Annotated in this window: 16 protein-coding genes; 15 read left to right on the plus strand and 1 reads right to left on the minus strand. The window is 69.8% G+C overall.

Translation table 11 applies throughout. The annotated features are described in order from the left end of the window. Positions 1-550: 550 nt before the first annotated feature. The 14 genes from V5F75_RS18245 to V5F75_RS18310 all read left to right on the plus strand — a co-directional run bounded on the left by V5F75_RS18245 (position 551) and on the right by V5F75_RS18310 (position 20,055). Entirely contained in the window at positions 551-1,888 is a 1,338-nt protein-coding gene (locus V5F75_RS18245) for an N-acetylmuramoyl-L-alanine amidase (protein ID WP_394035334.1), read from the plus strand. Positions 1,889-2,236: 348 nt separating this feature from the next. Continuing rightward, the gene (locus tag V5F75_RS18250) at positions 2,237-4,648 is read left to right on the plus strand and encodes a penicillin-binding protein 1A (protein ID WP_394035336.1); all 2,412 of its coding nucleotides are present in this window, start codon (positions 2,237-2,239) and stop codon (positions 4,646-4,648) included. Between the two features lie 234 nt (positions 4,649-4,882). After that, on the plus strand, positions 4,883-7,456 hold the full coding sequence (locus V5F75_RS18255) for an EAL domain-containing protein (RefSeq protein ID WP_394035338.1): 2,574 nt from the start codon (positions 4,883-4,885) through the stop codon (positions 7,454-7,456). A 141-nt stretch (positions 7,457-7,597) separates the two neighbouring features. Next, positions 7,598-8,728 (plus strand): peptide chain release factor 2, encoded by a 1,131-nt coding sequence (gene prfB / locus V5F75_RS18260; RefSeq protein ID WP_394035340.1) that lies wholly within the window; start codon positions 7,598-7,600, stop codon positions 8,726-8,728. Positions 8,729-8,944: 216 nt separating this feature from the next. Continuing rightward, entirely contained in the window at positions 8,945-9,811 is an 867-nt protein-coding gene (locus V5F75_RS18265; protein WP_394035342.1) for a helix-turn-helix domain-containing protein, read from the plus strand. 470 nt (positions 9,812-10,281) lie between these two features. Continuing rightward, positions 10,282-10,872: a hydrolase gene (locus V5F75_RS18270; RefSeq protein WP_394035515.1), complete on the plus strand. Its 591-nt coding sequence runs from the start codon at positions 10,282-10,284 to the stop codon at positions 10,870-10,872. A 170-nt stretch (positions 10,873-11,042) separates the two neighbouring features. Then, on the plus strand, positions 11,043-11,879 hold the full coding sequence (locus V5F75_RS18275) for an alpha/beta fold hydrolase (RefSeq protein ID WP_394035517.1): 837 nt from the start codon (positions 11,043-11,045) through the stop codon (positions 11,877-11,879). A 53-nt stretch (positions 11,880-11,932) separates the two neighbouring features. Beyond that, positions 11,933-12,241 carry a XapX domain-containing protein gene (locus V5F75_RS18280; protein ID WP_394035344.1) on the plus strand — a complete coding sequence of 103 codons (309 nt, stop codon included), beginning with the start codon at positions 11,933-11,935 and terminating at the stop codon, positions 12,239-12,241. Positions 12,242-12,361: 120 nt separating this feature from the next. Next, a complete protein-coding gene (locus V5F75_RS18285; protein ID WP_394035346.1) occupies positions 12,362-14,218 on the plus strand; it encodes an amidohydrolase in 1,857 nt (618 codons plus the stop codon). A gap of 8 nt (positions 14,219-14,226) precedes the next feature. Then, on the plus strand, positions 14,227-14,685 hold the full coding sequence (locus V5F75_RS18290; RefSeq protein WP_394035348.1) for a DoxX family membrane protein: 459 nt from the start codon (positions 14,227-14,229) through the stop codon (positions 14,683-14,685). Continuing rightward, positions 14,682-16,310, plus strand: a complete 1,629-nt coding sequence (locus V5F75_RS18295; RefSeq protein ID WP_394035350.1) for an MFS transporter — start codon at positions 14,682-14,684, stop codon at positions 16,308-16,310. Before V5F75_RS18290 ends, V5F75_RS18295 begins: the two co-directional genes overlap by 4 nt. Before the next feature lie 505 nt (positions 16,311-16,815). Further along, positions 16,816-18,237 carry a glutamate decarboxylase gene (gene gad / locus V5F75_RS18300; protein WP_394035352.1) on the plus strand — a complete coding sequence of 474 codons (1,422 nt, stop codon included), beginning with the start codon at positions 16,816-16,818 and terminating at the stop codon, positions 18,235-18,237. A 118-nt stretch (positions 18,238-18,355) separates the two neighbouring features. Then, a complete protein-coding gene (locus V5F75_RS18305) occupies positions 18,356-19,576 on the plus strand; it encodes a linear amide C-N hydrolase (RefSeq protein ID WP_509212109.1) in 1,221 nt (406 codons plus the stop codon). Between the two features lie 14 nt (positions 19,577-19,590). After that, positions 19,591-20,055, plus strand: coding sequence for a YbaK/EbsC family protein (locus V5F75_RS18310; RefSeq protein ID WP_394035356.1), 465 nt, complete (start codon positions 19,591-19,593; stop codon positions 20,053-20,055). A gap of 158 nt (positions 20,056-20,213) precedes the next feature. Here V5F75_RS18310 and V5F75_RS18315 read toward each other — a convergent pair whose 3' ends face one another. Continuing rightward, entirely contained in the window at positions 20,214-21,557 is a 1,344-nt protein-coding gene (locus V5F75_RS18315; RefSeq protein ID WP_394035358.1) for an Nramp family divalent metal transporter, read from the minus strand. Positions 21,558-21,776: 219 nt separating this feature from the next. Here V5F75_RS18315 and mntR point away from each other — a divergent pair, with 219 nt between their 5' ends. Further along, on the plus strand, positions 21,777-22,259 hold the full coding sequence (gene mntR / locus V5F75_RS18320; protein WP_394035360.1) for a manganese-binding transcriptional regulator MntR: 483 nt from the start codon (positions 21,777-21,779) through the stop codon (positions 22,257-22,259). Positions 22,260-22,339: the final 80 nt, after the last annotated feature.

Below are 22,339 nucleotides of genomic sequence, written 5' to 3' on the forward strand. Positions count from 1 at the left end.
AAGGCATCTTTCGGGAGGGCTGCCTGAACCGCCGCGCGATACGCCGCCGGCGTCCCGATCCCGGCGCTCCGCGCCCGAGGAGAACGACCTGCGACCAAGGGCGCCGCGCCGAACGAGGAAGCGCGCGCCGCTCAGGACCACGCAGACTTCCAAACCGGCGGAGCACCCGCGGCAGCCGCGGCAGCCGGAGGCCGAAGGGCCTGGTCCGGAACGCGAACTGTGTACCCGTCTTTTGTAGACGCCCTGATCGATGCTTGGCAAGGTTTATGCGTGTGGAGACATTCGGCCTCGGCATCGCGCCCCCGCGCGACAGCTTGCCGACACACCGTCTCCCGGCCGTCGCGAACATGACGTCGCATCAGTCCACCGGGCATCGGCGAGGTGTCAACCAAGGGTTAACGGACCTGCCCCTATCCGTGAAGGGACTGCGGAGCGGCACGCCCTTAGGGGCCGGGTGCCGCCCGGCCGCCGGCACGACGGGATGCGCATGGTCCAGGGCTCTTGGCACATCACAGCTTTTCGATCGGCCGGGCCGGGCGCCGGCGGCCGCTTGATTCGCCGCCTGCTGCCGCCCCTGCTCCTCGCCGGCGCGGTGCTGTGCGGCCCCGCCCGCGCCGCCGAGCCCGGCCCCGCCCGCGCCGCCGAGCCCGGCGCCGCCCAGCCCGACACCGTGGCGGAAGCCGCCGCCGACACCACCGGGAGCATCAGCCGGCCCGCGGAAGCCCCGCGCCCGCCCGTGCTCGCCCGCGACGCCCGCATCGCCGGAGACGACGGGCGCACCCGCCTCGTGCTCGATCTCGACCGGGCGGTGGAGATCCGCACCTTTACCCTCGCCGACCCGTACCGGGTGGTGGTGGACCTCGACGACGTGGTGTTCGCCATGGCACCGGCGCCCGCGCAGCTCCAGCGCGGCATCGTCACCGCCAGCCGCTACGGGGCGCTCGCCCCCGGCAAGGCGCGCATGGTGCTGGACGTCGGCGGCCCGGTGGCCATCGAAAAGGCCTTCATCCTCGACGCCGTGGACGACCAGCCCGCGCGGCTGGTGGTGGACCTGGTGCCCACCGACGCCGCCACCTTCGCCCGCACCCTCGCGAGCGCGGCCCGCCCGCCCGCCGCCGCCGCGCCCACGCCGGTGGCCGCGGCCCCGGCTGGCGACACCCGGCCGGTCATAGTCATCGACCCCGGCCACGGCGGCATCGATTCCGGCACCACCGGCTACAGCGCCTATGCCGAGAAGAACATCGTCCTCGAAATCGGCCGCGCCCTGCGCGACAAGCTGGAGAAGACCGGCGCCTACCGGGTGGTGATGACCCGCGACACGGATACCTTCATCCCCCTCGGGGAACGGGTGCGCATCGCCCGCGCTCACCAGGCCTCCCTCTTCATCTCCCTGCATGCCGACGCCCTCGCCCGCAACGACGGGAAGGCCCGCGGCGCCAGCGTCTACACCCTCTCTGACACCGCGAGCGATGCCGACGCCGCCCGCCTTGCCGAGCAGGAGAACAAGGCCGATCTCATCGCCGGCGTGAACCTCAGCGACGAATCCGATGCGGTGGCCGGGATTCTCGTGGACCTCGCCCAGCGGGAGACCCGCTCCTTCTCCGCCCATTTCGCCCGCGAGCTGGTGCACGGCCTCAAGGGCGTGGCGCGCACCCATCGGGGGGCGCTGAAATCCGCCGGCTTCCGGGTGCTGCGCGCCCATGACGTGCCCTCCGTGCTGGTGGAACTCGGCTACATGTCGAGCAAGGAGGACCTGAAGCTGCTCACCTCCGACGCCTGGCGCGACCAGGTGAGCGACGCCATGGCCGCTGCCATCGGCGATTTCTTCGCCGCGACGCGCGCCGCCGGCCAGACCGCCCGCGCCGAGCCCGGCAAGGCGCGCGACTGACGTAGCGGCACCCACGCCGCGGCTCCCCCTCCCGACCGCGGCGATTCGGCCGGCCGCGCGGTGCGCGCGGTTGCGTTCGTCCGCCGTTCCCCGCCGCCGTCGCGAAGCGGCCATGTTTGCCGGCCATAGGGCAGGCATGCTCGCCTTGCTGCGGTCGAGGCCGGCGCGCGGCTTCGCGCTGTTGTGATGGCGGTGCCGTGCGGGTTCGCCGTGCGCTGCGGCATCTGCCGCTTCGCAGCGGAGGATAATCGCGGTAAGGCGATGTCTCCGCGGTTCCGGTGCGGCGGATGAGACCGGGCGGCGTGCCCTTGCGGCATGCGCGGCAATCATGTGGAGGGGCCCTGCGAGATGAGTCTGTTGCTGCGGTTTCTGGGCTTCCTGTTCGCGCTGTTCTCCCTCGTCCTGCTGGTGGGGGCGGGTGGCGCGACCTATCTCGTGTGGAAGTATTCCAAGGACCTGCCGGACTACACGCAGCTCCAGAACTATGAGCCGCCGGTGATGACCCGCGTGCATGCGGCGGACGGATCTCTGGTGGCCGAATACGCCAAGGAGCGGCGCCTCTACACGCCCATCCAGTCGGTGCCCAAGCTGGTGATCGAGGCGTTCCTCTCGGCCGAGGACAAGAACTTCTACGAGCACGGCGGCGTCGATCCCACCGGCATCTTCCGCGCCGCGTCCTTCTTCCTGCAGAACTACGGCAAGAACGTCCGGCCCCAGGGCGCTTCCACCATCACCCAGCAGGTGGCGAAGAACTTCCTCCTGACCAACGAGGTCTCCGTCGACCGCAAGATCAAGGAAGCGCTCCTGGCGCTGCGCATCGAGCGCGCCTATTCCAAGGACCGCATCCTCGAGCTGTACCTCAACGAGATCTACCTCGGCATGGGCGCCTATGGCATCGCCGCCGCCGCGCTGGTCTATTTCGACAAGTCAGTGGAAGAGCTGAACGTGCAGGAGGTGGCCTATCTCGCCGCCTTGCCCAAGGCGCCCTCCACCTACAATCCCTTCCGCGAGCGCGCCCGCGCCACCGATCGCCGCAACTGGGTGATCGACCGTATGGTGGAGAACGGCTTCGTCTCGCCCGAGGACGGCGACGCGGCCAAGAAGGCCCCGCTGGAAGTGACCCCGCGCCCCTCCGGCGCCCAGATCTTCGCCGCCGAGTATTACGCGGAGGAAGTGCGCCGCCAGATCTTCGAGCGCTACGGCGAGGGCAAGCTCTACGCCGGCGGCCTCTCCGTGCGCACCCCGCTCGACCCCAAGCTTCAGGTGCTCGCCAAGAAGACCCTGTCGGACGGCCTTGTGAGGTTCGACGAGCAGCGCGGCTGGCGCAAGCCCGTCACCCACATCGACATCACCGGCGCCGACTGGGGCGTGAAGCTCGGCGAGGTGAAGGAGTTCGGCGACATCCCCTGGCGCCTCGCGGTGGTGCTGGACGTGAGCAAGGACTCCGCTCGCATCGGCCTGCAGCCGCCACGCACCAAGTCCGGCGCCCGCTCCACCGAGCGCGAGGTGGGCCTCATCACGGCCGACGGCGCCAAGTGGACCCGCCGCCCCATCTCCACCTTCCTGAAGACCGGCGACGTGGTCTATGTGGAGCCCATCGCCGACCGCCAGGGCCAGTACCGCCTGCACCAGATTCCCGCGGTGGAAGGCGCCATGGTGGTGATGGAGCCCACCACCGGCCGCGTGCTCGCCCTCTCCGGCGGCTTCTCCTATGACGAGAGCCAGTTCAACCGCGCCACCCAGGCCATGCGGCAGCCCGGCTCCTCCTTCAAGCCCATCGTCTATTCGGCGGCGCTCGACAACGGCTACACCCCCTCCTCCATCGTGGTGGACGCCCCCTTCGAGCTGGAGCAGGCGGGCCAGGCCACCTGGCGGCCGGAGAACTATTCCGGCAAGTTCTACGGGCCGCAGACCCTGCGCTTCGGCCTGGAGCAGTCGCGCAACGTGATGACCGTGCGGCTCGCCAACGACATCGGCATGCCGATCATCTCCGAATACGCCAAGCGCTTCGGCATCTACGACAACATGCCGCCCATGCTCTCCATGGCGCTCGGCGCCGGCGAGACCACGCTGATGCGCATGGTGGGCGCCTACGCCATGATCGCCAACGGCGGGCGCAAGGTGACGCCTTCGCTCATCGACCGCATCCAGGACCGCTACGGCCACACCATCTACCGCCATGACGAGCGCGAGTGCCGCGACTGCGACGCCGACCACTGGGCGAACCAGCCGGAACCCACGCTCATCGACCGCCGCCCCCAGGTGCTGGACCCCATGACTGCCTACCAGATCACCTCCATGATGGAGGGCGTGATCCAGCACGGCACGGGCACGGCGCTGAAGGAGCTGGGCAAGCCCATCGCGGGCAAGACCGGCACCACCAACGAAGAGAAGGACGCCTGGTTCATCGGCTTCACGCCGGAGATGGTGGTGGGCGTCTATCTCGGCTACGACCGGCCGAAGCCCATGGGCAAGGGCTCCACCGGCGGCCTCATCTCCGCGCCCGTGGTGCGGGACTTCATGAAGGTGGCACTGGCGGAGCGGCCCGCGATTCCCTTCAAGGTGCCGGCCGGCATCAAGCTGGTGCGCATCGACCGCAAGAGCGGCCAGCGGACCGGCTCCGGCGACGGCAACGCCATCCTGGAGGGCTTCAAGCCCGGCACCGCCCCGCCCGACAGCTATTATTCCGCCGACTATTCGAGCAGCTCGCCCAGCGGTGCGCCCGCCGACGGCGGCTCCGGGACCGGCGGCCTCTACTGAGGCCGCCGCGCGGCGAGGGGGTTTTCCTCCACGTCGTGAATTTGCGTCAACATATTGCGTTCATTCACAGAATGCGCGGCTACCCGCCGCGCACGGTAGAATTATGTCGCGACGAAGCTTTGGATAAGCTTGACGGTATCCGCGCGTCCCTCAAAATGGAGATCCACGCCTGCGGGCTTGGACGGCGCACGCGCCGCCCGGCTCGCAACGGGGAACCGCAGGGGGCGGGACATCATGGACGACGAGGTGGCCCAGGATCTTAACCAGCTGGCTTTGAGCCGGTGCCTGGATGCCGTTGTCTTCATAGATGACAAGAACGAGGTCATTTTCTTCAACGACGCAGCCGAGCGGCTCTGGAAAATGCCGCGCGCGGAAGCTCTGGGGAGGAACGTGTCGCAGCTCGTGCCGCTGCAGTGGCGCGGCCAGCACGATGGCTTCATCGAAACCCAGCGCCGGACCGGCGCGGAGCGGATCGTCGGCACCACGCGCGATGTGCCCATAGAGCGGACGGACGGCAGCCTCGCCTGGGGCCAGCTCGCGCTCTCGCGCGCCGACATGGGCGACAAGGTCTTTTACACCGCCTTCGTGCGCGAGATCACCGACGACGTTCGCCGCCGCGAGCAGATGCGCATACTCTCCCTGGTTGCGGAAACGACCGGGCGTGCAGTCATGGTCATGAACGGGCGCTGCGAAGCCGCCTACATTAACCAAGCCTTCTCGGAAATGTTTGGTTACACGGCCACCGAGGTACTGGGGAAACTGCCTTTTTCCCTGCTTTCGAACCACGATACCTCAAATGGGTTAACAGACCGTCTCATTGAGCGCCTAAAACAGTTGCCGGGCTTCACGGAAGAGGTACTATTCTCTGATAGCTCAGGAAAGGGCGTGTGGGTGTCTGCGACCTTCAATCGTGTGATCGACAGCGCGACGGGCGAGATCGCAAACATCGTCGCCGTGCTCGCTGACATCACGCAAATCAAGCAGATCGAGGAACTCCAGCGCGACGTGCTCGCGTCTGTGGTTTCCGACGAGCCGCTCGGCAGTGTCGCCGAGCTGATCTGCCGCAAGGTGGAAGCCATCGCGCCCGGAGTCATCACCTCCATCATCGCCGTGAGCGACGAAGGCCTGCTCCAGCCCATTGCCGGACCGAGCCTCCCGCAGAGCTTCAGCGCCGCGCTGGAGGGCGTGGCCATCGGCCCCAAGGTCGGCACATGCGGCACCGCCGCCTTCCTCGGCGAGCCGGTGCTGGTAGACGACATCGCCACCAGCCCGCTGTGGGAGGATTTCCGCTGGCTGCCGCTGCCGCCGAACCTCGTCGCCTGCTGGTCGGTGCCGGTCAAGCTGCGCTCCGGCAAGGTGGCCGGCACCTTCGCCTTCTATTTCTCCGACCGCCGCGGCCCCACAGCATGGCATGAGCAGATCGTCAACGCGTGCATACACCTGTGCGCGCTTGCCCTGGAGCGGCAGGAATCCAAGCGCCACATCGCACGCCTCGCCTCCATGGATTCGCTCACGGGCCTGCCCAACCGCAGCGAGATCCTGCATCTCATGAGCGACGAGCTGCTGCGGGCGGACGGCCTCAAGCTGCCGCTGGCGCTCCTGTTTCTCGATTTCGACCACTTCAAGGACGTCAACGACACCCTCGGCCACACCACCGGTGACCGTCTGCTGGTGGAAATGTCGCGGCGCCTCAAGGCGCAGCTGCGCACCGGCGACATCGTGGGGCGCATCGGCGGCGACGAGTTCGTCATCCTCATCCACAACTGCCGCGGCGACGAGGCGGCGCGCATCTCCGCCCGCCTGCTCGAATATCTCGCGGCGCCGGTGAACATCGAGGGGCTCAACCTCTCCATGTCGGTGAGCATCGGCATCACCCTGTTCCCGGAGCATGGGCGCGACGCAGAGACCCTGCTGAAGCACGCCGATACCGCCATGTACGAGGCCAAGCGGGAGGGGCGCGGCAAGTTCCGCTTCTTCACCGAGGACCTCAACCAGCGCGTCCAGAACCGGCTGGTGCTGTCGGTGGCGCTGCGCAAGGCGATCCAGAACAAGGCGCTGAAGCAATATTACCAGCCCCAGGTGTGCATCTCCGATGGCTCCCTCCACGGGGTGGAGGCGCTCAGCCGCTGGCATGATCCCGTGCATGGTGACGTCCCCGCGCCACGCTTCATCGCCCTCGCCGAGGAATATGGAATCGTCGACGGCATCGACGAATGGGGCGTGGAGACCGCCTGCGCGCAGATCGCCAAATGGCGTACGGAGGGATTGCCTGTCCCCCATATCTCGGTGAATCTCTCGCCGCTCAGCTTCCGCAGCGGCACCATCGTGGATGTGATTTCCGGCTGCATGCGCCAGCACAATGTCGAGCCCTCGGACCTGCGGGTGGAGATCACCGAGCGGGTGATGATGGACCAGCATCCGAACTCCCTCGCCACCGCGCGCGCCATCGAGGGGCTTGGCGTGCACATCGCCATGGACGATTTCGGAACCGGCTATTCCAGCCTGTCCTCCCTGGCCCGCCTGCCCATCGCCGAGCTGAAGATCGACCGCTCCTTCATGATGAGCCTGGAGCAGGACGAGAACTCCCAGGCGCTGGCCACGGCCGTCATCCGCATCGGCCAGAGCCTCGGCATGTCGGTGGTGGCGGAAGGCGTGGAGACCGAGGCGCAGATGGCACTGCTGCGCGACCTGAAGTGCCACGCGGCCCAGGGCTACCTGTTCGCCCGGCCGCTTTCCACCGAGGATTTCGAGGCCTGGTTCGCCGCCCGGCTCCATCAGAACATCCGCTCCGCCGCCGGCCACGCCTGACCCTGCGCGGCGCCGTCCGCGCCCTCACGCCGCCGGCTCCCTCTTCCTGGGCCGGGCCCGGCAGCGCTTTCCCGCCTGCGCCGTTTACACCCGCGCCCGCCGCCGCTATTTTCCGCGGCCCCATCCGGAGACCATGAAGCCATGCGCGCGGAACTCGCCGCGAAAGTCGACGAGATCAATCAATCCCTGGACCTGCTGCGGTCCCACCTCGACGTGGACCGCTCTCGCCGACGCCTGGCCGAGCTGAACGCCATGGTGGAGGACCCCACACTGTGGGACGAGCCGGACCGGGCACAGAAGATCATGCAGGAGCGCACGACGCTGGAGGACGGGCTCGGCGCCGTCGACCGCGTCGCCCGCGATCTCGCCGACAATATCGAACTGATCGAACTCGGCGAGGCCGAGGGCGACGAAAGCGTCGTGACCGAGGCCGCCGCCGCCCTGGACGGGCTGAAGGTGGAACTGGCCCGGCGCGAGCTCGAATCCCTGCTCTCCGGCGAGGCCGACGCCAACGACAGCTATCTGGAAGTCCACGCCGGCGCCGGCGGCACCGACAGCCAGGACTGGGCGGAGATGCTGCTGCGCATGTACACCCGCTGGGCGGAGCGGCACGGCTTCAAGGTGGAGCTGGTGGACGAATCCGCGGGCGAGCAGGCGGGCCTGAAGTCCGCCACCATCCAGGTGAAGGGCCACAACGCCTACGGCTGGCTGAAGACCGAGGCCGGCGTGCACCGCCTGGTGCGCATCTCGCCGTTCGATTCCAACGCCCGCCGCCAGACCTCCTTCTCCTCGGTGGACGTCTACCCCGTGATCGACGACCGCATCGTGGTGGAGATCAACGAGGCGGACGTGCGGGTGGACACCATGCGCTCCGGCGGCGCCGGCGGCCAGCACGTGAACAAGACCGAATCCGCCGTGCGCCTCACCCACGTGCCCACCGGCATCGCGGTGGTGAGCCAGGGCGACCGCTCCCAGCACAAGAACCGCGCCACCGCGTGGAACATGCTGCGCGCCAAGCTGTACGAGATGGAGCTGAAAAAGCGCGAGGCGGAAGCCGCCGCCGAGCAGGCCGCCAAGACCGACATCGGCTGGGGCCACCAGATCCGCTCCTACGTGCTCCAGCCCTACCAGCTGGTGAAGGACCTGCGCACCGGCGTCACCTCCGGCACCCCGCAGGAGGTGCTGGACGGCGACCTCGATCCCTTCATGCAGGCTGCCCTCGCCCAGCGCGCCTATGGCGGCGGACCCGACAGCGTCGACGACGTGGACTGACGATCCGCGCGCCCGTTTCCACCCTGTTGCCGCTGCGTGCGCATTGACATTTCAAGGCCATGGGCCAAGCTGCGCGGCCTCTGACCGGCGGTGCGGGACGTAGGCGCCCGCTGCGGGAGCGCAACCGCCCCGCGAGCCGGAAGGCACGGTGGGGCCACCACGATGTCCGCATGGAACGCCGCGACGGGGGCCCGGCCCGCGTCTCCTCTCCCAAAGATGCCGCGCGACAGCCTGGGCTGCGCGCTGGATGCGCTCGGCTGCCGGCAGGAGCTGAGCGGTCCCGGCTTCGTCGCCTACCGCCGCACCATGGCTGCCGGAGAAACCCGGCGCGTGGAAACCCCGCCGAGCGGGCGTGGGCTGCTGCTGGGCGTGGCGCTTTCGGCAGGGCACCGGCGCCGCATCATCGCCGGCAAGCGCGCCACCCTCAGCACCTTCGATACCGGGGGCTGCTATCTCCGCCCGTTCTCCGAGCCCTACCGCGCCGACATGGAGAGCGGTTTCGATTTCTGCCTCATCGAGATTTCCCCGAGCGCGCTGGAGCGCACCCTGACCGAGCTTCAGCTTCCGGTGACCGACGGGCTCTATTGCGCGCCGGGCCAGAACGACCCGGTGCTGGCGCACCTCGCCCAGGCGCTGCTGCCGGCGCTGGCGGCGCCCGATTCGGCCACGCCAGTGTTCGCGGACCACGTGATCCTCGCCATGCAGAGCCACGTGGCCCGGCGCTATCACGGCGGCACCGCGCGTGACAGCCGGGCGCGCGGCCTTTCCCATGGCGAGCTGGCGCGGGCGAAGGAGATGCTCGCCTCCGCGCTCGACGGCCAGATCCTCATCGGCGACATCGCGGATGCCTGTGGCGTCTCCCGCGGCGCCTTCATCCGCGGCTTCCGGGCAGCCACGGGCGTCACGCCCTATCACTGGCTGCTGCGCCACCGGGTGGCGCGGGCGCGCGACCTGCTGGTGCAGTCGCCCCTGCCCATCGCCGACGTGGCCGTCGCCTGCGGCTTCTCCGACCAGAGCCACATGACGCGGGTGTTCACGAAGCTCACGGGGGTCACGCCCGGCGCGTGGCGGCGGCGCCAATAGCCCACAACCGGAGTGCTTTTGTCCAAGACCGCCCTCTTTCGTGCAAGACGCCCGGCGGGCGCGGCGCGATAGTCCCGGCGCGACACAAGGACCGCCGGTAGTCACAGCCATGACCGTCCCCTTGGGCCCCCGCGCGCCGGCCCCCGCCGGCCGCGGAAACCAGCCCCCCTGCCTTCCCGGAACCCATGCCCGCTTTGCCGCGTTACGGCGGAGGCGCGGGCCTGCCGCTCCACGCGGTGGGTAAGCGGCGGCCTTCTGAGTGCCCTTTGCCCGTCTGCGGGCATTTTCGGACCCGGCCCGTTCCGGCCTGCGCGCAGGCCGGAGCGGGAACGAGGAGGCGTGTCCCGGCCCCGGCCGGTGCCTGTCATGTGTCGCAAGCTGACCCGTCCATCAACAGGAGAAGTGCCTTGCCCCACGCCGTCGCTGCCCCCGGCGCCCTGCTGCTGTCGCCCAAGGACCACACCCTCGTCATGATCGACTTCCAGTCGCAGATGTCGTTCGCGACCAAGTCCATCGATGCGGTGAATCTGCGCAACAACGCCGCCCTGGTCGCCCATGCGGCGGCCGGCTTCGGCGTCTCCACCATCCTCACCACGGTGGCGGAGAAGAGCTTCTCCGGTCCCATGTTCTCCGAGATCACCGACGCCTTCCCCGGCCAGAAGCTGCTGGACCGCACCTCCATGAACACCTGGGAGGATGCGGCGGTGATCGCCCGCGTGAACGAGATCGGCAAGGGCCGCATCGTGCTCAGCGGCCTGTGGACCAGCGTGTGCATCGTCGGCCCGGCCCTGTCCGCCATCGACCAGGGCTTCGAGGTCTACGTGATCGCGGATGCCTGCGGCGATGTCTCGGAAGAGGCGCACGAGCGCGCCATGGAGCGCATGGTGCAGGCCGGCGCCCGTCCCATGACCTCCCTTCAGTACCTGCTGGAACTCCAGCGCGACTGGGCCCGCACCGAGACCTACGACTTCACCACCGGCGTCGCGAAGAAGCTCGGCGGCGCCTACGGCCTCGGCGTCATCTACGCCAAGACCATGTTCGGCGCGTCCGAGGGCCACTGAGCATGGCACCGGCCGCGTTTCCTCCGGCCGCCGCGCCCGGCGCCACCCGCAGGAGCGTGCTCGGCCTCGGTGCCGGCGCGGCCCTCGCGGCGGCGCTGGGCCTGCCCGCAACGGCCCGCGCCACGGGCGCACCCTCCCCTTCCCCCGTCACAGCCAAGGGAAACTCCCCCATGCCCTTCGTCACCACCAAGGACGGCGTCGACATCTTCTACAAGGACTGGGGCCCGAAGGACGCCCAGCCCATCGTGTTCCACCACGGCTGGCCGCTCTCCGCCGACGACTGGGACGCGCAGATGCTGTTCTTCCTCCAGAACGGCTACCGCGTGGTCGCCCATGACCGGCGCGGCCACGGCCGCTCCACCCAGGTCTCCGACGGCCATGACATGGACCACTACGCCGCCGACGTCTTCACGGTGGTGGAAGCGCTCGACCTCCGGAACGCCGTGCACATCGGCCATTCCACCGGCGGCGGCGAGGTGGCGCGCTACGTGGCGCAGCACGGCCAGCCCTCGGGCCGGGTGGCCAAGGCGGCGCTGGTTTCCGCCGTGCCGCCACTGATGGTGAAGACCGCCGCCAACCCCGGCGGCCTGCCCATCGAGGTGTTCGACGGCTTCCGCGCGGCGCTGGCCGCCAACCGCGCGCAGTTCTTCCTCGATGTGCCCACCGGCCCCTTCTACGGCTTCAACCGGCCGGGCGTGAAGGTGAGCCAGGGCGTCATCGAGAACTGGTGGCGCCAGGGCATGGCGGGCGGCGCCAAGGCCCATTACGACGGCATCAAGGCCTTCTCCGAGACCGACCAGACCGCCGACCTGAAGGCCATCACCGTGCCCACCCTGGTGCTGCACGGCGAGGACGACCAGATCGTGCCCATCGACGATGCCGCCCGGCTCTCCATCAAGCTGCTGAAGAACGGCACGCTGAAGACCTATCCCGGCTTCTCCCACGGCATGCTGACCGTGAACGCCGAGGTCCTCAACCCCGACCTGCTGGCCTTCGTGAAGGCCTGATCCCCCGCGGCGCCGGCCCCCGCCGGCGCCGCCCATCGCACAGCGTGGACGGCATGAAGCTCTATCTCGCCTCGCTCGGGGCCGGCATTCTCGTGGGCATCGTCTACAGCCTCATCAACGTGCGCTCGCCGGCGCCGCCGGTGGTGGCGCTGGTGGGGCTCCTCGGCATTCTCGTGGGCGAGCAGGTGGTGCCGGTGGCGCGCCACCTGCTGCAGGGCGACAGCCTGCGCGCCGCCATCGGCCTCGCCGACTGCGCGGACCACGTGCTCGGCCAGCTTCCCGGCCGCCAGGCGGATGCCGCGCTCCAGCAGGACGCAACGCCCGGGGACGCCCCCGGCGACGACAGGAAGCACCGCTCCTGAGGGCGCGCCTGCCGGCGCGGCCGGCGGCGGTCCCTCGCAGGAGCCAAGGCGGCCCGGCGTTTCAGGGGACGCGGGGCCGCCGCGGCCCCTCACACTTCACACGCGCGAAGGCACGAAGGCATGACCGCTACCGCCGATCTCGTCCTCATCAACGGCAAGGTGACCACCCTCGACCGCTCCAACCCGCAGGCCGAGGCCGTGGCGGTGAAGGACGGCCGCATCCTCCTCGCCGGCACCGCCGCGGACGCCATGGCCCTCGCCGGGCCGCAGACGCGCACCATCGATGCCGGCGGGCGGCGGGTCATTCCCGGCCTCATCGACAGCCACATGCACATCATCCGCGGCGGGCTGAACTACAACATGGAGCTGCGGTGGGACGGCGTGCGCTCGCTGGCCACCGCCATGGAGATGCTGAAGAAGCAGGTGGCGCTCACCCCGCCGCCGCAATGGGTGCGCGTGGTGGGCGGCTTCACCGAGCACCAGTTCGCGGAGAAGCGCCTGCCCACCCTCGAGGAGATCAACGCGATCGCCCCCGACACGCCGGTGTTCATCCTCCACCTCTACGACCGGGCGCTGCTCAACGCGGCGGCCCTGCGGGTGGTGGGCTACACCAGGGACACGCCCAACCCGCCCGGCGGCGAGATCGTGCGCGACAGTGCCGGCAACCCCACGGGCCTGCTCATCGCCGCGCCCAACGCCACTATCCTTTACGCCACCCTGGCCAAGGGCCCGAAGCTGCCGCCCGAATACCAGAAGAATTCCACCCGCCACTTCATGCGCGAGGTGAACCGGCTGGGTGTCACCTCCGTCATCGATGCCGGCGGCGGCTTCCAGAACTATCCGGAAGACTATGCCATCATCGAGGAACTGCACCGCGAGGGGCAGCTCACGGTGCGCATCGCCTACAACCTCTTCACCCAGAAGCCCAAGGAAGAGCTGGCCGACTTCTCGGGCTGGGCGAAGCAGGTGACGCCCGGCACCGGCGACGACCTCTATCGCCACAACGGGGCCGGCGAGATGCTGGTCTATTCCGCCGCCGACTTCGAGGACTTCCAGCAGGCGCGCCCCGACATGCCGCCGAACATGGAGGGCGACCTTGAGCCGGTGGTGCGGCTGCTGGCGGAAAACCGCTGGCCGTTCCGCCTCCACGCCACCTATGACGAGACCATCTCCCGCGCCCTCGATGTGTTCGAGAAGGTGAACGCGGACGTGCCGCTCGCCGGCCTCAACTGGTTCTTCGACCATGCCGAGACCATCACCCCGCGCAACATCGAGCGGGTGGCGGCGCTGGGCGGGGGCATCGCGGTGCAGCACCGCATGGCCTACCAGGGCGAATATTTCGTGGAGCGCTACGGCGCCCGCGCCGCCGAACACGCCCCGCCCATCCGCCGCATGCTGGATGCCGGCCTGAAGGTGGGCGCGGGCACCGATGCCACCCGCGTCGCCTCCTATAATCCCTGGGTCTCCCTGTCCTGGCTGGTGACGGGGCGCACGCTCGGCGGCCTCTCGCTCTATCCCCCGTCCAACCAGCTCAGCCGCGAGGATGCGCTGCGGCTGTGGACCGAGGCCAATACCTGGTTCTCCACCGAAACCGGCAAGAAGGGGCAGATCAAGGCCGGTCAGCTCGCCGACCTGGTGGTGCTCTCCGACGATTACTTCTCCGTTCCCGGCGAGGAGATCCAGGACATCACCGCCGTGCTCACCCTGCTCGGCGGCGTGCCGGTGCACGGCGCGGACGAGTTCAAGCCGCTCGCCCCCCAACTGCCGCCGGCCATGCCGGACTGGTCGCCCGCGCGCACCTTCGCCGGCTACCAGCCGCGCCCGGCGGCGGAGCGGCGCGCCTTCTCCGCCTGCGGCTGCGCCAATGCCTGCACGGTGCACGGCCATGCCCATGCCCAGGCCTGGGGTTCACGCCTGCCGGTGGCGGACGCGCGCTCCTTCTTCGGGGCGCTCGGCTGCGCCTGCTGGGCGGTGTGAGGCCCACCGTGGCGGCGCCGCGCGCACCCTTCCCCGAGCGGCTGGCGCGGAGGCTTCTCGCCCCCGCGCCGGTGCGCGCGATGGCCCTGCTCGCCCTCACCGGCGCCTATCTCCAGGGCGGCATCGCGAAGGCGCTCGACTTCCCCGGCGCGATGGCGGAGATGACCCACTTCGGGCTCGCCCCGGCGGCGCCCATGGCGCTCGCCGTCATAGCCCTGGAGCTCGGCGCCTCGGCGCTCGTGCTCTCGGGGCTCTGGCGCTGGGCGGGCGCGCTGGCGCTGGCCGCATTCACCTGCGCCGCCGCCCTGCTCGCCAACCGTTTCTGGACCCTGGCGGGTGCCGAGCGCATGCTCGCCGCCAACGCTTTCTTCGAGCATCTGGGCCTCGCGGGGGCCTTTGTGCTCGTGGCGTGGCACGACCTGACCCACCCCAAACTGCCCCACCCCAAAAGCGAGGCGCGCGCGTGAGCGATCAGCCGGCAGCCACCCCTTCCTCTCCCCCATCCGGCGCCTTCGCGCCGCTGCGCCGGCGCGTGTTCGCGGTGTTGTGGGCGGCGACCATCCTCGGCAACACCGGCTCCTTCATGCGCGACGTGGCGAGCGCCTGGCTGGTGACGGATCTCTCCGCCTCCCCAGCCGCGGTGGCGGCCATCCAGGCGGCGGCCATGCTGCCGGTGTTCCTGCTCGCCATCCCGGCCGGCGTGCTGTCCGACATCCTGGACCGGCGGCGCTTCCTCATGGTCATCCAGCTCGCCCTGGGCTGCGTGAGCGCGACGCTGGTGGTGCTGTCCGCCTCCGGCCTCGTCACCGTCTGGTCGCTGATCGCCCTCACCTTCCTCGGCGGCGTGGGCGCGGCGCTCACCGCGCCCACCTGGCAGTCCATCGTGCCGGAGCTGGTGCCGCGCGCGGAGATGAAGAGCGCCGTGGCGCTCAACTCGCTGGGCATCAACATCGCCCGCGCCATCGGCCCGGCCACCGGCGGCCTGCTGCTCGCCGCCTTCGGCGCGGCGGTGACCTACGGGGCGGACGTGGCGAGCTATGTCATCGTCATCGCCGCTTTGTGGTGGTGGCGCCGCGCGCCGGGCGCGGAGGACGACCTCTCCGAGCGCTTCACGGGCGCGTTCCGGGCCGGGCTGCGCTATGCGCGCTCCAGCCGCGAGCTGCATGTGGTGCTGCTGCGGGCGGCCTTCTTCTTCTCCTTCGCGAGCGCGGTGTGGGCCCTGCTGCCGCTGGTTTCCCGCAACCTCCTGAAGGGCGACGCCGCCTATTACGGCCTGCTGCTGGGCTCGGTGGGCGCGGGCGCCATCCTGGGCGCGCTGCTGCTCCCGCGCCTGCGCGCGCGGCTGGATGCCGACGGGCTGGTGCTCGCCGCGGGGCTGGTCAGCGCCGCCGCCACCGCCGGCCTCGCTTTGGCCCCGCCCCCGGCGCTGGCGCTGCCCGTGCTGTTGGCCATGGGCGCGGCCTGGATCATCGCACTCACCACCCTCAACGCCACCGCCCAGTCCATCCTGCCCAACTGGGTGCGCGGGAGGGCGCTCGCCGTCTATCTCACGGTGTTCAACGGCACCATGGCGGGCGGTAGCCTGCTGTGGGGCGTGGTGGCGCAGCAGATCGGGCTTTCCGCCGCGCTGGTCGTCGCCGGCGCGGGGCTCGCCCTCACCGGGCTCGCGCTCCACCGGGTGGCGCTGCCGAAGGGCGAGGCGGACCTCACCCCCTCCCTCCACTGGCCCGAGCCGCTGCTGGCGGAGGCCGTGGACAACGACCGCGGCCCGGTGCTCATCGAGATCGAGTACCGGGTGGCGCGGGCGGAGCGGGATGCCTTCCTCTCCGCGCTCCACCATCTTTCGGCGGCCCGCCGGCGCGACGGCGCCTATGCCTGGGGCGTGACCGAGGATTCCGCGGACCCCGAGCTGCTGGTGGAGTGGTTCATGGTGGAATCCTGGGCCGAGCACCTGCGCCAGCACCGCCGCGTCTCCCATGCCGACGCGGACGTGCAGGCCGAGGCCATCCGCTTCCACCGGGGCGAGGCGCCGCCGCGGGTGCGCCACCTCATCGGAGTCGATCGCCCCGCCGGGAGCCGTGGCCCCGCCTAGAGCGCTGTCGCGCGAAGTGGAGACCGGCTCGGGCGCAGAAAACGCGTCAACTCGAGTCCAGGGCGTTTCCCGATTCCACGAAACGGGAAACGCCCTGGACTTGTCTCCCAAATGGGATATTGCCTATTCCTCAATGGGATCAAGACCATCGGCGCTTGATTTCAGAGCCGGATTGTCGCTTACTCCCGGTCATGCTTGATCCCCACCGGAGGCGCGCGGCGTCGCCGCACGGCGAAGTCCCCGCCCGGCCTCCCTCGGCGCCGCCCCGTCGTGGCGCGGGTTTCGCAGACCTGCCCCGCCATGCCCGCCCGCTGCGCCGCTCCGCCCCGGAGCGGGCCGGTGAAAACGTCACACGAAGCGTGTCTTCTACGGCGGCACGGGCGAGGCGCTTGCGCAAGCTCAAGGCTCCGGGGAGGATTCCGCGCTTCCATGCGGCGGTAGCCCCTTCGGGGCGCGACCCATTCCCGCCGCACGCGCGGTGACCCCGCCCAGAGGAGGCCGACCCATGACAGCAGACCTCTCCAAAGCCCCCTCCAGCGCCAGCCTGCGCGCGGAGCTGCTCGACGACGTCTATTCCTCCGGCGACCTGCACGTCCAGATGCCGAAATTCGGCTTCCCCGCGCAGGAGCACGAGCCGCGCCACGTCTTCGCCGCCGTGCGGGACGAGCTGATGCTCGACGGCAACTCGCGCCAGAACCTCGCCACCTTCTGCCAGACCTGGGTGGACCCCGAGATCCAGGACCTCATGGCCTTGTCCATCGACAAGAACATGATCGACAAGGATGAATACCCCCAGACCGCCGAGATCGAGGCGCGCTGCGTGCGCATGCTGGCGGACCTGTGGCGCTCGCCCACCCCGCGCACCACCCTCGGCTGCTCCACCGTGGGCTCATCCGAAGCCGCCATGCTGGGCGGGCTCGCGCTCAAATGGCGCTGGCGCAAGGCGCGCGCGGCCCAGGGCAAGCCGACCGACAAGCCCAATCTCGTCACCGGCCCGGTGCAGATCTGCTGGCACAAGTTCGCCCGCTACTTCGACGTGGAGCTGCGCGAGATCCCGCTGGAGGGCGACCGGCTCATCATGAGCCCGGAGGAAGTGCTGAAGCGGGTGGACGAGAACACCATCGGCGTGGTGCCCACCCTCGGCGTCACCTTCACCTGCCAGTATGAGCCCGTGAAGGCGGTGAGCGACGCCCTCGACCGGCTCCAGAAGGACACCGGGCTCGACATCCCCATCCATGTGGACGGCGCCTCGGGCGGCTTCCTCGCCCCCTTCTGCGCGCCCGACCTCGAATGGGACTTCAGCCTGCCGCGGGTGAAGTCCATCAACTCCTCCGGCCACAAGTTCGGCCTCGCCCCGCTGGGCGTGGGCTGGGTGGTGTGGCGCGAGGCCGGGGACCTGCCCCAGGAGCTGGTGTTCGACGTGAACTACCTGGGCGGCGACATGCCCACCTTCGCGCTGAACTTCTCGCGTCCCGGCGGACAGGTGATCGCGCAATACTACAATTTCATCCGCCTCGGCCGTGAGGGCTACGCCAAGATCCAGAACGCCTGCTACGACACCGCCGAATTTCTCGCCCGCGAGATCGGCGCGCTCGGCCCGTTCGAGATCCTGTTCGACGGCGACCGCAAGGCCGGCATCCCGGCGCTGTGCTGGAAGCTGAAGGACGACAAGGCCGGCATCGGCGGCTACACGCTCTATGATCTCGCCGACCGCCTGCGCTCGCGCGGGTGGCAGGTGCCCGCCTATTCCATGCCTGCGAACCGGCAGGATCTCGTGATCCAGCGCATCCTGGTGCGTCACGGGGTCAGCCGCGACCTCGCCGGGCTGCTGATCGACGACATGAAGCGGGCGCTCGACTATTTCGCCAAGCATCCCGTCACCGCGCCGCTCACCTCCGACGAGGCGAGCGGCTTCAACCACAACTGAGGCGAAATGCTGCGCCGGCGCGACGGTTGACGCGCGCCGGCGCGGCCGGAACACTCTTGAGCACGGCCGTGCCCGCGGGAGATCGCTCCAGGCGCGGCAGAATCGCGATAGTCACTTGATGACGGGAGCCAGCATGTTCGCCGACCGCGCCTCCGAAAGCCGTTCCTGCCCGCCGGCCCTGGCCCTGGCGCTGTTCGCCGCATTCCTCGCCTTGGCGCTGCTCACGCCCCATGGCGGAGTGGATGCGGTGGTCGCCTGCACCGCGCTGCTCTACCGGGACAACAAGGGCGGCGCCTATGCCGGCCGCTCCATGGAGCTGCCCATGGAGCTGCCCTACCTGCTCTCCTACGTGCCCGCCGGCCGCAAGGTCGCCTCCAATGTGCCCGGCCGGGCGGAGCTGGATTTCGAGACGCGCCATGCCATCATCGGCATCACCGTGCCCAATGGCACGGTGGAGGACCTCAAGCTGGTGGAGGGCATGAACGAGAAGGGCCTCTCCTTCAGCGTGCTCGCCTTCCCCAGCGCCGATGGCCCGGCCGCGAGCTTCCAGATGACCCGCGCCGCGCTGGCCGCCATCGACCTCGGCATGTGGACCCTGGGCCTGTTCGAGACGGCGGCGGAGGTGAAGGCCGCGCTCGCCGCCCAGCCGGTGCTGCTCACCGCACTGGCGCCGCTGCACGGGGCGCGCACGCCCTTCCACTTCATCGTTCATGACCGCACCGGCGCCTCCCTCGTCATCGAGTTCGCGGACGGGCGGCAGAACGTCTACGACAATCCCATCGGGGTGATGACCAACGGGCCGGACTTCCCCTGGCACCTCACCAACATGAACAACTACTCCTTCCTGACCAACCTCGACCGGTCGGAAGGCAGCTTCGGGTCGCTCAAGGTGCGCCAGCCCGATTCGGGCATCGCCACGGCGGGGCTTCCCGCCTCCAACACCGCCGTCGGGCGGTTCGTGCGCGCGGCCTATTATGCGCAATATGCGGAGCGCGCCGCGCCCGAGGCGGCGCTCTCCACCCTCGCGCACGTCATGAACAATTTCGACCGGCCGAAGGGCATCACCATCGATCCGCGCGGCGCGGGAGACCTGGAGGTGGAGGGCGCGGAACCGGAGGGAGAGGGCGAGTACACCACCGAATATACCTCGTGGATTTCGCTCGCCGACCTCGCCGGTGGCCGCTTCCTGGTGCGCACCTACGCCGGGATGAACTATGTGGGGCTCGATTTCGCCAGCCTGAAAGCCGCCACCGAGGTGAAACTAATGCCCCTCGCCGCCGCCGGCCTCGCCCCCGCGTCGGACCTCAGCGCCACGCTGCTCGCGGCCAAGGCGGGCTGAGGGGGCTCGGAAAGGTGGAAGGCGTCGAGCGCGTGCGGCGCGCATTGGCAGCGGCGGGGCATGAGGACACCATTCTCGCCTTCGCGGAGGGCACACACAGCGCCGCCGATGCCGCCGCGGCGGTGGGGTGCGCCCTGGCCCAGATCGCCAAGTCCATCGTCTTCCGCGCTGGGGAAGAGGCGGTTCTGGTCATCGCCTCCGGCGCGAACCGCATCGACCGCAGGAAGGTTGCCGCCGCCACGGGTCTCGCGGTGAAGCCGGCCGATCCGCAATGGGTGGCCGGGCGCACCGGCTTTCCCGTGGGCGGCGTCTCCCCGGTAGGCCACGCGCACCCGCCCGTCGTGCTGATCGACACGGACCTGCTCGCGCTCGATCCCCTGTGGGCGGCCGCGGGCTCGCCGCAGCATGTCTTCCGCACCTCCACCGCGAAGCTGGTGGAGATCACCGGCGGGCAGTTGGCGGACGTGCGCCAGGAGTAATGCCCGAGGCTCGTGAGCTGTCCTCACGGGTTTTGGTGTAGCCCACGCGGCGTTGGAGAGAGGCCCGCGGCACCGGCGAAAACCGGCTCAACCTGCGCCGGGCGCGGCGGCGGCGCCCCACCCGGATCAGGACCCCAGCTTCCCGCGGGCGCGGGGCCTCAGATGCCCAGGTCGAGCCCGAAGGTCTGCGCCAGCAGCACGCCATTCAGCCCCAGCACCAGCACGCTGCCGCCGATGGCGAGCACGTTGGTGAGGGTGCTGTTGGCGAACTCGCCCATCAGGTTACGGCGGCGGGTGAACATCACCAGCGCGATCATGGGCACCGGCAGCGCGATGGAAAGCACCACCTGGCTCAGCACCAGGGCATAGGTGGTGTCCACCCCCATGGCCACCACCACGAACGCCGGCACCATGGTGACGAGCCGACGCACCAGCAGTGGGATGCGGAAGCCCACGAAGCCCTGCATGATCATCTGCCCGGCCATGGTGCCCACCACCGAGCTCGACACGCCGGAAGCGATGAGCGACACGAGGAAGATGCCCGCCGCCCCTGCGCCCAGAAGGGGCGTCAGCGTGTGGTAGGCGGTCTCGATCTCCGCCACCTCGGAATGGCCGAGGTGGAAGGCGCTCGCGGCCATGATGACCATGGCCATGTTCACGAGGCCCGCCACCGAGAGCGCCAGCATCACCTCTCGATTCGAAAAGCGCACCAGCAGGCGGCGCTGGGCGACATTCTCGGGCGTGATGCGGTTCTGCGTCAGCCCCGAGTGCAGGTAGAGGGCGTGGGGCATCACGGTGGCGCCGATGATGCCCACCGCGATCATGAGGGCCTGGCCGTCGGGCATCTGCGGGCGCACCGCGCCGACCAGCGCCGCGCCCCAGTCCACCGGCGCGATGAACAGCTCCGCCAGGTAGCACAGGCCGATCAGCCCCACGAGGCCGCCGATGATGAGCTCCATGGGCCGGAAGCCCTGCCGCTCGAACAGCAGGATGCCATAGGTGACCACGGCCGTGATGCCCATGCCGACGAGCAGCGGCAGGCCCAGCAGCAGCGAGAGGCCGATGGCGCCGCCGAGGAACTCGGCGAGGTCGGTGGCCATGGCCGCCACCTCGCTCACCGCCCACATCACCCACACCATGGGCCTGGGCAGCTCCGAGCGGCAAAGCTCCGCCAGGTTGCGCCCCGTGACGATGCCCAGCTTGGCCGAGAGGGCCTGGAACAGCATGGCCACGAGGTTCGCCGCCACCACCACCCACAGCAGCGCATAGCCGTAATGGGCGCCGGCCTGGATGTTGGTCGCGAAGTTGCCGGGGTCCATGTAGGCGATGGAGGCGATCACCGCCGGCCCCATGAACAGCAGCGTGCCGCCCCGCCGCCGGCCCGAAAGGACCTCGGCGATGGCGGCGCTGGTGCGCGCGGAGACGGAGCTGCCCTCCCCTACGGGAGCAAGCGGCAGCGTCGATGGCGGTACCGGCGCGGAAGACAACGGCGAAAAGGGCATGGGGCGGGCCCGTGTTGCAGATGCTCTATAATGTAGCCATGGCTACATTCATTGCAATGGCCTTTTTCGAAGACGCAGCGCGGGGGCGGCGCCGGTGGACGGCGAACCGGCCGCGGTTGCAAAGCCCCACCCCGAACCGATAATGGGAATGACTTCCGGCTCCGGCCCGTCATGCGGCGGGCCGCGGCGGCGGGCGGGTGCCACCCGGCCGGGGCCACCATGGGGGAGCGATTGACTGCCGAACAAAAAGGCGCCAGCCGGAGCGAGCCCGCCCCCCTCGACATCCACGCCGCCGAGGCGGACGAGGTGCTGCGCTTCAACCGGGCGCGGACCGCCCGCTCGGCCGAGATCCTCGAAGACTATACCGAGCTCATCGCCGATCTCCTGGCCGCCCACGGCGAGGCGCGGGTGACGGACATCGCCCGCCGCCTGGGCGTCACACACCCCACGGCCACCAAGGCCATCGCCCGGCTGAAGCGGGAGGGGCTCGTGACCTCCCGCCCCTATCGCGGCGTCTTCCTCACGGAGGAAGGCGCGGCCATGGCGGAGCGCGTGCGGGCGCGCCACCGGCTGGTGGTGGATTTCCTGCTGGCGGTGGGCGTGCCCCGCGAAGCCGCGGAGGCCGACGCCGAGGGCATGGAGCACTACGTCTCCGAGAAGACCCTGACCGCCTTCCGCCGCTTCCTCGCCTCGCGGGGCTGAACCGCCGGAGCGGGCGGCACGCAAGGCTTACGGGCGTGCACGGATGAAGGCGCGCACGCCGGCGGGTCCATCGCTTCGCG

The organism is Xanthobacter albus, assembly GCF_043194895.2.
In the GTDB taxonomy this organism is placed as follows: Bacteria; Pseudomonadota; Alphaproteobacteria; order Rhizobiales; family Xanthobacteraceae; genus Xanthobacter.